Origin of the sequence: Isoptericola halotolerans (genome assembly GCF_045689585.1) — a bacterium.
In the GTDB taxonomy this organism is placed as follows: Bacteria; Actinomycetota; Actinomycetes; order Actinomycetales; family Cellulomonadaceae; genus Isoptericola; species Isoptericola halotolerans_B.
Genome location: NZ_CP140108.1, coordinates 3624844 through 3637762, shown reverse-complemented (window position 1 = coordinate 3637762; position 12919 = coordinate 3624844). Strand labels below are relative to the sequence as shown.

Here is a 12919-nt window from a genome sequence, read left to right as displayed (position 1 = left end):
TCAGCCCGCCAGGGCGAGTGCGACGGCGCGCGCCACCGGCGCCGGGTCGTCGCGCAGCATGCCGACGGTGATCCGCACGTGCGCGGGGCCGCCGTGGCCCGCCTCGGGACCGTCCCGGCGGGCCTGGAACGGTGATCCGGGAGCTACCCGGATCCCGGCGGCCTCGAGCCGTACCCGGGCGACGGCCTCGTCGGCGACGGGAAGCCAGAGGTTGACGCCGTCTCCGGCGCGCGCCTCGACGCCGTGCTGGGCGAGCGCCGCGACGAACCCGCGCTGCCGGGCGAAGTAGAGGCGCCGCGCGTGCTCCACGGCCGCGACCGCCGTGGAGTCGGTGAGCAGGTCGACGAGCACGCGCTGCAGGAGCCGGCTGGTCCAGCCCGGGCCGAGCATCCGGCGCGCCACGAGGGGATCGAGCACCGTCGCCGGGCCGCCGACGGCGGCGATGCGCAGGTCGGGACCGTGCGACTTGGAGTACGAGCGCACGTGCACCACGCGGTCGGGCAGGTAGGCGCCGAGGCTGACGTCCCGAGCGGACGAGATCAGCCCGGAGTGGTCGTCCTCGATCACGACGACGCCGGGCCCGAGCCGTCGCAGCAGGCTCGCCAGCTCGCGCGCTCGCGTCGAGGTGAGGCTGCGGCCGGTGGGATTCTGGGCGCGCGGCTGCAGGACGACGGCGCGCACACCCTGGCCGAGCGCCGCGGCCAGGGACCGTGGCCGGACGCCGTGCTCGTCGAGGGCGAGCGGGACCTTGTCCAGCCCGAGCTGGTCGAGCAGGTCGAACGTCGGAGGGAATCCGGGGTCCTCGACGGCGACCCGGTCCCCGAACCCGGCGACCTGCTCGAGGGTGCGCCCGATCGCGTCGAGCGCGCCGTCGACCACGGTGACGCGCTGTGGCGTGAAGGGCCACGAGTCGCGCATCAGTCGCTCGAGCTCCGGCACCACCGGCGACTCGAGGTAGCTGGCCGTCTCGGCGGCCGGAGCGTGCTGCGCCGCCCGGCCGAGGGCGGGACCGAGCCGGGGGAGGAGCTGCGGGTCCGGCGTCCCGCTGGACAGGTCGACGCGGGGCGCGTCGCGCGCGTCCCCGGCGCCCCGGCCGCCCTGCGCGCCGTCGTCGGCCATCGACCGGTACCGCGGGGGCAGCCAGCTGCGCGGGGCGGGCAGCACGGACGTCCCCGCCCGGCCGCGCGAGGTGACGAGCCCGACGGCGGACATCGCCTGGAAGGCGCCGCTGACGGTCGCCGGACTGACGCCGAGCTCGCGAGCCAGCTCGCGCACCGTCGGCAGGCGGTCACCGGGCTGCAGCGCTCCGGACCGGACGAGACGCGAGAGCGCGGCGGCGATCCCGCGAGGGCTGCGCTCGGCCACCTCGGCGGCGAGCCGGGCAACGTCGTCGGAGGTCTCCATGCGGCCCATCGTGCCTGCCCGCGATGCCCAGGACCGCAGTGTTAACGCGGCCGGGCAGGTTCGACCACGTCTCGAAACCCAGGGTTACGCCACAGAAATGTTCAAGCCCCAGAGTCACATTCGTCGTCAACGAGAGGCTTCGACATGAGCGTGGTACGCGTCGCATTCACCCAGGCACGGTGGACCGGTGACAAGGAGTCGATGATCGCCCTGCACGAGCGCTGGGCCCGCGAGGCCGCCTCGCAGGGCGCACAGGTCGTCGCCTTCCAGGAGCTGTTCTACGGCCCGTACTTCGGCATCACCCAGGACACGGAGTACTACGACTACGCCGAGTCGGTGCCCGGCCCCACGGTCGACCGGTTCGCCGCGCTGGCCCGGGAGCTGGGCGTCGTCATGGTGCTCCCGGTCTACGAGGAGGAGCAGCCCGGAGTGCTCTACAACACCGCGGCGGTCGTCGACGCGGACGGCACCTACCTCGGCAAGTACCGCAAGCACCACATCCCGCACCTGCCCAAGTTCTGGGAGAAGTTCTACTTCCGCCCCGGCAACCTCGGCTACCCGGTCTTCGAGACGGCGGTCGGGAAGATCGGCGTCAACATCTGCTACGACCGGCACTTCCCCGAGGGCTGGCGCGTCCTCGCGCTGAACGGCGCCGAGATCGTCTTCAACCCGAACGCCACCGCCCCCGGGGTGTCCAACCGCCTGTGGGAGATCGAGCAACCCGCGGCGGCCGCCGCGAACGGCGTCTTCGTCGTCGCGAACAACCGCGTGGGCCGCGAGGACAACGAGTACGGCGACGACGCCGTCGCTTTCTACGGCAGCTCCTACGCCGTCGGCCCGGACGGCAGCTACGTGGGCGAGGTCGCCAGCTCCACCGAGGACGAGCTCGTGGTCCGCGACCTCGACCTCGGTCAGATCCGCGAGGTGCGTGAGCGGTGGCAGTTCTTCCGCGACCGCCGGCCCGACGCGTACGGCCCGATCGTCGCCCCGTGAGAACCCCCGCGCGCAACCAGGACAGGAGGAACCCATGAAGACGCTCATCACCGGCGGCACCGTGGTCAACGCCACCGGACGCTCCCGCGCCGACGTGCTCATCGACGGCGAGACGATCGTCGCGCTGCTCGAGCCCGGCTCGACCGTGCTCGGTGTCGAGCTCGCGCGCGCCGTGGACACGGTCATCGACGCGACCGGCAAGTACGTGGTGCCGGGCGGAATCGACGCCCACACCCACATGGAGATGCCGTTCGGCGGCACCTTCGCCTCGGACACGTTCGCCACCGGCACGACGGCGGCGGCCTGGGGCGGCACGACGACGATCGTCGACTTCGTGGTCCAGTACCCCGACCAGAACGTCCTCGACCAGTACGCCCAGTGGCACGACAAGGCTGCCGGGAGCTGCGCCGTCGACTACGGGTTCCACCAGATCCTCTCCGACGTGCAGGACTCCTCCCTGCGTGCGATGGACGAGCTCATCGCCGAGGGCGTGACCAGCTTCAAGCTCTTCATGGCCTACCAGGGCGTGTTCCTGTCCGACGACGGCCAGATCTTGCGTGCCATGCAGAAGGCCGCCGACAACGGCGCGATGATGATGATGCACGCCGAGAACGGCGCCGTCATCGACGTGCTCGTGCAGCAGGCGCTCGCCGCCGGCAACACCTCGCCGTCCTTCCACGGCACCACCCGCCCCTGGCAGGCCGAGGCCGAGGCCACCTCGCGCGCCATCATGCTCGCCGACCTCACGGGCGCCCCGCTGTACGTGGTGCACGTCTCGGCCAAGCAGGCCGTCGAGCAGATCGCGCTCGCCCGCGACCGCGGGCAGAACGTCTTCGGCGAGACCTGCCCGCAATACCTGTACCTGTCGTTGGAGGAGCAGCTCGGCGCCGCCAGCGGCCAGTGGGGCGACTTCGAGGGCGCCAAGTGGGTGTGCTCCACCCCGCTGCGCTCGAAGCACGAGGGCCACCAGGACCACATGTGGCAGGCGCTGCGCACCAACGACCTGCAGCTCGTGTCCACCGACCACTGCCCGTTCTGCATGGCCGACCAGAAGGAGCTCGGGCGGGGCGACTTCTCCAAGATCCCCAACGGCATCGGATCGGTCGAGCACCGCATGGACCTGATGTACCAGGGCGTGGTCACCGGGCAGATCAGCCTCGAACGGTGGGTGGAGATCACCTCGGTCACCCCCGCGCGGATGTTCGGCATGTACGGCCGCAAGGGTGTCCTCGCCCCGGGGGCCGACGCCGACGTCGTGATCTACGACCCGGCCGGGCACACGTCCATCGGGGTGGGCAAGACCCACCACATGAACATGGACTACTCCGCCTGGGAGGGCTTCGAGATCGACGGCAAGGTCGACACCGTGCTCTCGCGCGGACGCGTGCTGGTCGAGAACGACACCTTCGTGGGCGAGGTGGGCCACGGCAGGTACGTCAAGCGCGACCTGACCCAGTACCTGGTCTGACGCGCCCGGCCCTACCCCGCGAAGCATCGAGCAAGGAGCAATCTCATGGACTTCGGTGTCGTCCTGCAGACCGATCCACCGGCCTCGCGTGTCGTCGACCTCACCCGTCAGGCGGAGAACCACGGCTTCGACTACGCCTGGACCTTCGACTCCCACCTGCTGTGGCAGGAGCCGTTCGTCATCTACTCGGCGATGCTCGCCGCCACCCGCAGGATCACGGTCGGTCCGATGGTCACCAACCCGGCCACCCGCGACTGGACGGTGCTGGCCTCCCTGTTCGCCACCCTCAACGACATGTACGGCAACCGCACCATCTGCGGGATCGGCCGGGGCGACTCGGCGGTGCGGACGCTCAACGGCCGGCCGTCCAACCTGGCCACGCTGCGCGACGCCGTCCACGTGATCCGCGAGCTCGGGAACTCCCGGCCGGCGGAGGTGGGCGACCGCACGGTGCAGTTCCCCTGGAGCACGGGTTCGGCGCTGGACGTCTGGGTGGCCGCCTACGGGCCGCGGGCGCTCGAGCTGACGGGGCAGGTGGGCGACGGGTTCATCCTGCAGCTCGCCGACCCGGACATCGCGGCCTGGATGATCCGCGCGGTGCGCGACTCGGCCGAGGCGTCCGGCCGCGACCCGGACGAGATCGTCTTCTGCGTCGCCGCCCCGGCCTACACCGGCGACGGCGCGTCCCCGGCCGCGCGCGCCCACATGCGCGAGCAGTGCCGGTGGTTCGGCGGCATGGTCGGCAACCACGTGGCCGACATCGTGGCGAGGTACGGCACGGACTCGGCGATCCCGAAGGCCCTGACCGACTACGTCCGCGACCGCGAGGGATACGACTACAACGAGCACGGCCGGGCCGGGAACTCGCACACCCGGTTCGTCCCCGACGAGATCGTCGAACGTTTCTGCCTGCTCGGCTCGCCCGCGGAGCACGTCGCCAGGCTCGAGGAGCTGCGCGACCTGGGCGTCACCCAGTTCGCCGCCTATCTGCAGCACGACAACAAGGACGACACGCTGCGCACCTACGGCGAGCGCGTCATCCCCGCGATGCGCGAGCTGGTGGCGGCGAGCGCATGAGACGGCAGGTCTTCACCGGCGTCGCCGGTGTGCTCTCCCTGGTCGCGTTGTGGGAGGGATACAAGCTCCTCGCCCCCGACGACGGCCTGGTGGTCGGGGAGGCGACCCTGCTGCCGCGCTCGAACGACGTCGCGATGCCGCATCTGTGGACGATGGCGGCCCGGGCCATCGCCCCGGTGACGTCCGCCCCCGGGGCCGAGCCGCTGTGGCTCGCCGTGGGGCAGGCCGCGTGGTTCACGCTCGGGGTCGCCGCGGTGGGCTGGGTGATCGGCGTGACGGTCGGCCTGCTCACGGCGACCCTCATGCAGAGGTTCCGCACGGCGGAGGCCGCGCTGCTGCCGTGGGTCGTGCTCAGCCAGACCGTCCCGCTCATCGCGCTCGCCCCTCTGGTGCGTCGCTGGGGGAGCCACCTCGAGGTCGGCGCGTTCGCCTGGCAGGACTGGATGTCGGTAGCAGCCATCGCCTCCTACCTCGCGTTCTTCCCCGTCTCCGTCGGTGCGCTGCGCGGGCTGTCCTCGCCCGACGCCGTCCATCTCGACCTGCTGCGGTCCTACGGGGTCGGCTGGTGGCGGACGTACGCCACGCTGCGGCTGCCCGCCGCGGTGCCGCACCTGCTGCCCGCGGTCCGCCTGGCCGCGGCCAACGCCGTCGTCGGTGCCGTCGTCGCCGAGGTCTCCATCGGCCTGCGCGGCGGCATCGGTCGCATGATCGTCGAGTTCGGGGCCAGCGCGAGCGCCGACCCGGCCAAGCAGTGGTCGCCCATCGCCGGTGCCGTCGTCGTCGGCCTCGTCGCCGCGGGCGTCTGCCTCCTTCTGTCCCGTGCCCTGGACCGCTACCGCGTCTCGGAGGTCTCATGAGTGCCACCGCCCCCACCAGCCCGTCCCGACAAGCAGGCCCGCCCGACGGCGCCGACGGCACCTCGACCGCCGCTGCAGCGGTCGAGGTGCGCGGCGTCAGCCGACGGTTCGCCTCGCGGTCCGGCGACGTCGTGGCGCTGGCGGACGTCGACCTCACGGTGCGGGCCGGGGAGTTCGTCTCGCTCATCGGCCCGTCCGGGTGCGGCAAGTCCACGCTGCTGCGCCTGATCGCCGACCTGGACCGCCCGACCAGCGGCGAGCTGGCGGTCTTCGGCAGCTCCCCACGTGCGGCGCGGCAGAACCATGACTTCGGGATCGCGTTCCAGCAGGCCGGCCTGCTGCCCTGGCGGTCGGTCCGGGGCAACGTCGAGCTGCCGCTCGAGCTGCACGGCACCAGCCGCGCGGCCCGCCGCGCGCGCGCCACGGAGCTGCTCGGGCTCGTCGGCCTCGCGGACTTCGCCGATCACCGCCCGGACCAGCTCTCCGGCGGGATGCAGCAGCGGGTCGCGATCGCCCGGGCGCTCGCCGAGAGCCCCAGCCTGCTGCTCATGGACGAGCCGTTCGGTGCGCTCGACGAGATGACCCGCGAGCACGTCCAGACCGAGCTGCTGCGGTTGCGGGCGGAGTCCGGGGCCGCGGTCGTCTTCGTCACGCACTCCATCCCCGAGGCCGTCTACCTCTCGGACCGGGTGGTGGTGATGTCGGCACGCCCCGGCCGGGTCCGCGAGATCGTGCCGGTCGCGCTCGGTGACACCGGCGACCGGACCGAGGAGCTGCGTGAGGATGATCAGTTCTTCGACCGGGTGCGGGCCGTGCGCGAGGCGCTGCACGGCACGGACGGCGACGGCGGCCCGGCGCGTGGGGCGGAGCTGCGGTGAGGGCGGCCCCGCGGTGGCGCGAGGTCCTCGCACCGGTCCTGCTCGGTGTCGTGGCGCTGCTGGCCTGGCAGGCGGCCGTGGTCGGCCTGGGCCTCCGGCCGTTCGTCGTGCCCAGCCCGGCGGTGATCGGCGGGCAGCTCGTCGATCACGCGGCGGTGATCGCGGCGGCGAGCTGGTCGACGGCGCGCAACGCGTTCTGGGGACTCCTGATCGGCGTCGTCGTCGCGCTCCTGGCCGCCGCGGTGTCCGCGGCCGTGCGGGTGGTGGACGAGATGTCCGCGCCGCTCGTGGCGGCTACCGCCGTCGTACCGATTGTGGCTCTCGCCCCGGTGCTCTACACGATGTTCGGAGCGAACGCGCAGACCGCGCGGATCGTCGTCGCCGCGATCGTGTCGTTCGTTCCCGTCTACGTCAACACGCTGCGCGGTCTGCGCACCGTGGCGCCGGTGCACCGCGACCTCATGCGGGTCTACGCGGCGACCCGGCGCCAGACGACCCGCGTGGTGACCCTCCCCGGAGCGCTGCCGTTCTTCTTCTCCGGGCTGCGGGTCGCGGCGTCCGTGTCCGTCATCTCCGCCCTGGTCGCCGAGTACTTCGGCGGCCCGGTGGACGGTCTCGGCAAGGCCATCACCTCCGCCGTGTCGTCGAGCAACTACCCGCTCGCCTGGGCCTACGTCGCCGGGGCCGTCGTCATCGGTCTCGCGTTCTTCTGCGCCACGCTCGCCCTCGAGCGCGGCGTGCTCCACCGCGGGAACCTCCGCCAGCGAACCTGAACGTCCACGAGAGGAACGGAACATGAAGCACACAGCGCGCACCACCCTCGGGATCGGTGCCACGGTGACCACCGCCGCGCTCGCCCTGACCGCCTGTGCCGGCGAGGCCGAGTCGGCCGACGCCGGTGCGTCCAGCGGTCCGACCCCCGTGACCCTGCAGCTGCAGTGGGTGGCCCAGGCGCAGTTCGCCGGCTACTACGCCGCGCTCGACCAGGGCTTCTACGAGGACGAGGGCCTGGACGTCACGATCCAGGAGGCGGGCACCGACACCGTCCCGATCGACGTCCTCGCCGCGGGGGACGCCGACTACGCGATCTCCTGGGTTCCCAAGGTCCTCGGATCGATCGAGCAGGGCACCGAGGTGACCAACGTCGCGCAGGTGTTCGAGCGCTCCGGGACGCTGCAGATCGCCTTCGCGGACTCCGGCATCTCGGGACCGGAGGACCTCACGGGCAAGAACGTCGGGTCCTGGGGCTACGGCAACGAGTGGGAGCTGTTCGCGGGGATGCAGCAGGCGGGGCTCGACACGGAGAGTGACATCTCGCTGGTGCAGCAGGCGTTCGACATGAACGGCTTCCTCGCCGGAGACATCGACGCCGCCCAGGCGATGACCTACAACGAGTACGCGCAGGTCCTGGAGACGGTGGACCCGGCAACCGGTGAGCTCTACCAGCCCGAGGACCTGACCGTCATCGACTGGAACGACGTCGGGACGGCCATGCTGCAGGACGCGATCTGGGCCGACACGACGCGGCTGGCCGAGGACGACGCCTACGGCGAGACCACCGTGAAGTTCGTCAAGGCCTCGCTCAAGGGTTGGGCGTACGCCCGCGACGAGGCCGAGGCCGCCGCAGGCATCGTCACGGCCGCCGGCTCCACGCTCGGCCAGAGCCACCAGCTCTGGCAGACCAACGAGGTCAACAAGCTCATCTGGCCCTCGACCTCGGGTGTCGGCACCATCAACGCCGACCAGTGGGAGCAGACGGTCGACATCGCGATGGGCACGCAGAACGAGACCGGCGCCACCATCATCACCGCCGAGCCGCCGGAGACGGCCTACTCGAACGAGTACGTCGAGCAGGCGCTCGCCGAGCTCGCGGAGGAGGGCGTCGACATCATGGGCGAGGAGTTCGAGCCCATCGACGTCACCCTCGCCGAGGGCGGCGAGTAGCAGGCCCCCGGGCGCGGCGCCGTACCCCCCCGGCGGCGCCGCGCCCGGCCCCAGCCCGCTCACGCCGGCCCACGGAAGGAACCCAGTGGACACCTCTCAGCTCTCCGGCGCCGACCTCGACGCCGCGGTCCTCGAGGCCGATCACCGTCACGTGCTGCACTCCTGGTCCGCGCAGGCCCACCTGCCGTCCTTCGTCGTGGCCGGCGGCTCCGGCTGCCGGGTGTGGGACCACGCCGGCAACACCTGGCTCGACTTCTCCAGCCAGCTCGTCAACACCAACATCGGTCACCAGCACCCCGCCGTGGTGGCTGCCATCAAGGAGCAGGCTGACCTGCTGACCACCGTCTCCCCGGCCACCGCCAACGCCACCCGCGCCGAGGCGGCCGAGCGGATCCTGGCGCTCGCACCTGCCGAGCTCAGCAAAGTCTTCTTCACCAACGGTGGCGCCGACGCCAACGAGAACGCCGTGCGCATGGCGCGGCTGCACACCGGACGGGACAAGGTGGTCTCCGCCTACCGCTCGTACCACGGCAACACCGGATCCGCCGTCGTCGCCACGGGGGACTGGCGGCGCGTGCCGAACGAGTACGCGCGCGGGCACGTCCACGCGTTCGGGCCATACCTGTACCGCTCGGAGTTCTGGGCCGACTCGCCCGCGCAGGAGTGCGAACGCGCCCTGCAGCACCTCGAGCACGTCGTGGTCGCCGAGGGCGCCGCCTCGGTCGCGGCGATCCTTCTGGAGACTGTGCCCGGGACCGCCGGCGTCCTCGTCCCGCCGCCCGGCTACCTGGCCGGTGTCCGCGAGATCTGCGACCGGCACGGCATCGTGCTCGTCCTCGACGAGGTGATGGCCGGGTTCGGCCGGACCGGGTCGTGGTTCGCGTTCTCCCAGCACGACGTCGTCCCGGATCTCGTGACGTTCGCCAAGGGGGTCAACTCCGGATACGTGCCCGCCGGCGGGGTGCTCGTCAGTGCCTCGATCGCCGCGACCTTCGACGAGCAGGTGTATCCGGGCGGTCTCACCTACTCCGGCCACCCGCTGGCGATGGCCGCGATCGTCGCGACGCTCGGCGCCATGCGGGACGAGGGCGTCGTGGAGAACGCGGCCCGCATCGGCCGCGACGTGCTCGGGCCCGGCCTGGCTGCGATCGCGGCCGAGAACCCGGCCGTGGGGGAGGTGCGTGGGACCGGCGTCTTCTGGGCCCTCGAGCTCGTCGCCGACCAGGAGTCGCGTGCCCCGCTGCCGCCCGCCACGATGGCCCGTGTCAAGGCGTCGTGCCTGGAGCGCGGACTCCTGCCCTTCGTGGCCGAGAACCGCGTGCACGTCGTGCCACCGTGCGTCATCCGCGAGGATGAGGCCCACGAAGGGCTCGACATCCTCGCGCACGCACTGCACGACGTCGCGACCTGAACGTCGACCGGCCCCAGCCGCCACCGCACCACCGAGGAGAACCGATGAGCACCACCTCCGAGCCCGCACGCCGCATCCTGGTCACCGGCGCGTCGTCCGGCATCGGCGCCGCCACCGTCCGCCGTCTTCGCGCCGAGGGCTACGACGTCGTCGGCGCGGCCCGGCGCGCCGACCGGCTCGAGGCGCTCGCGGCCGAGACCGGTGCCGAGGCCTTCCCCCTGGACGTGACGGACCAGGCGGCCGTCGACGCCCTGGTGGCCCACCTGGGGGAGACCGGCGGCCTCGACGGCGTGGTCAACAACGCCGGCGGAGCGTTCGGCCTCGACCGGGTCGAGGACGCCGACGTCGACCAGTGGCGGCACATGTACGAGCTCAACGTGCTGGGCACGCTGCGGGTCACGCAGGGCGTGCTGCCGTTGCTGCGGGCGTCGGCCGGGCGTCGCGGGGGCGCCGACGGCGCGGGCGCGGACGTCGTCGTCGTCACCTCGACCGCCGCGCACGGCGCCTACGAGGGCGGTTCCGGGTACACCGCCGCGAAGCACGGCGAGCGGATGCTGTCGACGACCCTGCGGTGGGAGCTCGCCGGCGAGCCGGTCCGCGTCGTCGAGATCGCGCCGGGAGCGGTCGCCACGGAGGAGTTCTCGCTGGTGCGGTTCGACGGCGACGCCGAGAAGGCCGCCGCCGTGTACGAGGGCTACCAGCCGCTGGTGGCCGACGACATCGCCGACGGGATCGCGTACGCCCTGACCCGGCCGCCGCACGTGAACCTGGACCTCATGGTCATCCGGCCCCGTGCACAGGTGCACAACTCCAAGATCGCCCGCACCGGGATCTGACCGTCCGCCGAACCTGTCGACCCCGACCGGTCCACGGCGTCACACCGTGCCGGCCGGAGACGTCCGGCGCGGGGCGCGGCCGGCGAACGCGATGACGGGCAGCACGAGGAGGGCGAGCACGCCGCCGCCGAGCGCGAGGGCCGCATAGCTCGACGACGCGACGACGAACCCGGAGCCGAGCCCGCCGGCGGCGCCCGCCAGCGCGACGGCCAGGTCGACGGATCCCTGCGTGCGCGCCCGGACCTCCAGCGGCACCGAGGTGGTGAGCAGGGCGGTGCCCGAGACGAGGCCGAGGCTCCAGCCGAGCCCGAGCAGGCCCAGACCCACGGCGAGCCCCACCACCGACGACGGCGGGACGAGCGCCGAGACCAGGCCCGCCGCGAGCAGGGTGGCAGCGGCTGCGACGGCCACGCGCACGGGACCGAACCGGTCGGTGAGCCAGCCCGACAGCGGCGAGGGGAGGTACATCATCCCGACGTGCACGGCGATGACGAACCCGGCGGTGGCCACGGCGTGCCCGTGGTGCTCCATGTGGATCGGGGTCATCGTCATGATGGCGACCATGACGCCCTGGGTGAGCACCATGATCGTGCCCGCGAGCAGCACGGTGCGGCGCACCTGCCGGTCGGTCGGCTCGACCACCGGCGGCGGGGGAGCGAGCGTCGCCGTCGCTGTCGTCTGCGCGGCCGAGGCGGGTGCCGTCGGCGCGAGCGCGGCCTGCTCGGCCCGTTCGCGGGCGAGCAGCAGCGGGTCCGGCCGCAGGAGCACCCAGAGCACCACCCCGGCGGCCGCGTAGGCGGCGCCGCCGAGGAGGAAGGGGCCGGCGAGCGGCGGGATGCCCCAGCCGGCCGCGAGGTCACCCATGACGCCGACCAGGTTGGGGCCGGCCACGGCGCCGACCGTGGTCGCGACCAGCACGGTGCTCACGGCCCGGCCGCGGTGGCGGGGCGAGGCGAGGTCGGCGCCCGCGTACCGGGCCTGCAGGTTCGTCGCGGTGCCCGCACCGTAGACGGCGAAGGCGACGAAGAGCAGCACGACGTCGTCGAGGACGGCCGCGACCACGACGCCTGCCGCGCCGACCGCCCCGGTCAGGTAGCCGGAGGTCAGCCCGGCCCGGCGCCCCCAGCGCTGCGACAGGCGTCCGACGACCAGCGCCGCCGCGGCGGACCCGGCGGTGAACAGGGCGGCGGGCAGGCCGGCGTAGGCGGTCGTGGCGAGCATGTCGGCCGCGAGGAGGGCGCCCACGGTGATCCCGGCCGCGAGCCCGGCGCCCGAGAGCACCTGCGCCAGGACGAGGACGAGCACCGTCCGGCGCTGCTGCGGGTCCACCCGCGGGGCGGCGGCCGGCTCTGCCGCGGTCCGCGCCTGGTCGGTCATGGGTGCTCCTCGGGTCGTGGCGTCTGCTCCCGACAGTACGGTTGTCGAGCCGTCGGTCGCGTCCGCCGACGACCGATCGGCACGAACTCGGGGGACGTTGACGGAGATCGTTCGCCGACCCGTCGACCAGCACGGCCCGTTTCCGCGTGGTCTCTCGCGACCGGCTGCTGTCCGTCGAGCGTCGCAGCACCCTCGACGTCTTGGTCGAGCTCGTCGCGCAGGACGGCGATCCAGTCGTCGAAGGCGTCGAGGTGGGCGTCGTGACCCGCGCCCGCCAGGTCGGCACGCCTGGTCGTGGGCCGCCGGCAGACCAGCTCGTCCTTCGCCTCGACGGTGAACATGCCGTGGTCGGCGAAGACGGCGAGGGTCGGCGTGCGCAAGGCCTCCCACCGGCCCCACCGGGGCACGTGGACCGACTCGATCACGGCCGTCGCCGCCCCGGTCGGTGACGGCGAGGTCGACGCCGTCACGGCGCACGAACCGGTGCGGCGTCGGCGTCGTCATGGAGGTCCCGGTGTGGCCGATGTTCCTGCCTCCGTCGGCGTCGGTGCTCCTCGTGCGGTCGTGTCGGCCGGACCCTCGTCCCGTCGCGGTGACGGCCCGCAAAGGTCGGCAGCGATGAGTATGGTCGCGTCGCGCGGTCTGTGCTGCGGAACACGCTGCCGGACGTCGGC

Annotated in this window: 12 protein-coding genes; 9 read left to right on the top strand and 3 right to left on the bottom strand. The window is 72.8% G+C overall.

Annotated features, from left to right (window positions below; all coding sequences use genetic code 11):
* Positions 1-1404: an aminotransferase class I/II-fold pyridoxal phosphate-dependent enzyme gene (locus tag UQW22_RS17115; protein WP_407318356.1), complete on the bottom strand. Its 1404-nt coding sequence runs from the start codon at positions 1402-1404 to the stop codon at positions 1-3.
* A gap of 144 nt (positions 1405-1548) precedes the next feature.
* On the opposite strand from UQW22_RS17115, the gene UQW22_RS17110 reads away from it, so the two are divergent.
* The 9 genes from UQW22_RS17110 to UQW22_RS17070 all read left to right on the top strand — a co-directional run bounded on the left by UQW22_RS17110 (position 1549) and on the right by UQW22_RS17070 (position 10868).
* Positions 1549-2397 carry a nitrilase-related carbon-nitrogen hydrolase gene (locus tag UQW22_RS17110; protein WP_407318355.1) on the top strand — a complete coding sequence of 283 codons (849 nt, stop codon included), beginning with the start codon at positions 1549-1551 and terminating at the stop codon, positions 2395-2397.
* Between the two features lie 34 nt (positions 2398-2431).
* Positions 2432-3865 carry a dihydropyrimidinase gene (hydA, locus tag UQW22_RS17105; protein WP_407318354.1) on the top strand — a complete coding sequence of 478 codons (1434 nt, stop codon included), beginning with the start codon at positions 2432-2434 and terminating at the stop codon, positions 3863-3865.
* Positions 3866-3910: 45 nt separating this feature from the next.
* Positions 3911-4942, top strand: coding sequence for a TIGR03842 family LLM class F420-dependent oxidoreductase (locus tag UQW22_RS17100; protein WP_407318353.1), 1032 nt, complete (start codon positions 3911-3913; stop codon positions 4940-4942).
* Positions 4939-5799: an ABC transporter permease gene (locus UQW22_RS17095; RefSeq protein ID WP_407318352.1), complete on the top strand. Its 861-nt coding sequence runs from the start codon at positions 4939-4941 to the stop codon at positions 5797-5799. The genes UQW22_RS17100 and UQW22_RS17095 overlap by 4 nt, the downstream gene beginning before the upstream one ends.
* Positions 5796-6677: an ABC transporter ATP-binding protein gene (locus UQW22_RS17090; protein WP_407318351.1), complete on the top strand. Its 882-nt coding sequence runs from the start codon at positions 5796-5798 to the stop codon at positions 6675-6677. Before UQW22_RS17095 ends, UQW22_RS17090 begins: the two co-directional genes overlap by 4 nt.
* Complete coding sequence (locus tag UQW22_RS17085; protein ID WP_407318350.1) at positions 6674-7450, top strand: ABC transporter permease; 777 nt, start codon at positions 6674-6676, stop codon at positions 7448-7450. Before UQW22_RS17090 ends, UQW22_RS17085 begins: the two co-directional genes overlap by 4 nt.
* Positions 7451-7472: 22 nt before the next feature.
* The gene (locus UQW22_RS17080; protein WP_407318349.1) at positions 7473-8621 is read left to right on the top strand and encodes an ABC transporter substrate-binding protein; all 1149 of its coding nucleotides are present in this window, start codon (positions 7473-7475) and stop codon (positions 8619-8621) included.
* An 85-nt stretch (positions 8622-8706) separates the two neighbouring features.
* The gene (locus UQW22_RS17075) at positions 8707-10032 is read left to right on the top strand and encodes an aspartate aminotransferase family protein (RefSeq protein WP_407318348.1); all 1326 of its coding nucleotides are present in this window, start codon (positions 8707-8709) and stop codon (positions 10030-10032) included.
* A 44-nt stretch (positions 10033-10076) separates the two neighbouring features.
* Positions 10077-10868 (top strand): SDR family oxidoreductase, encoded by a 792-nt coding sequence (locus UQW22_RS17070; protein ID WP_407318347.1) that lies wholly within the window; start codon positions 10077-10079, stop codon positions 10866-10868.
* 39 nt (positions 10869-10907) lie between these two features.
* Here UQW22_RS17070 and UQW22_RS17065 read toward each other — a convergent pair whose 3' ends face one another.
* The gene (locus UQW22_RS17065) at positions 10908-12245 is read right to left on the bottom strand and encodes an MFS transporter (protein ID WP_407318345.1); all 1338 of its coding nucleotides are present in this window, start codon (positions 12243-12245) and stop codon (positions 10908-10910) included.
* Positions 12242-12715, bottom strand: a complete 474-nt coding sequence (locus UQW22_RS17060) for an alpha/beta fold hydrolase (RefSeq protein WP_407318343.1) — start codon at positions 12713-12715, stop codon at positions 12242-12244. The genes UQW22_RS17065 and UQW22_RS17060 overlap by 4 nt, the downstream gene beginning before the upstream one ends.
* Positions 12716-12919: the final 204 nt, after the last annotated feature.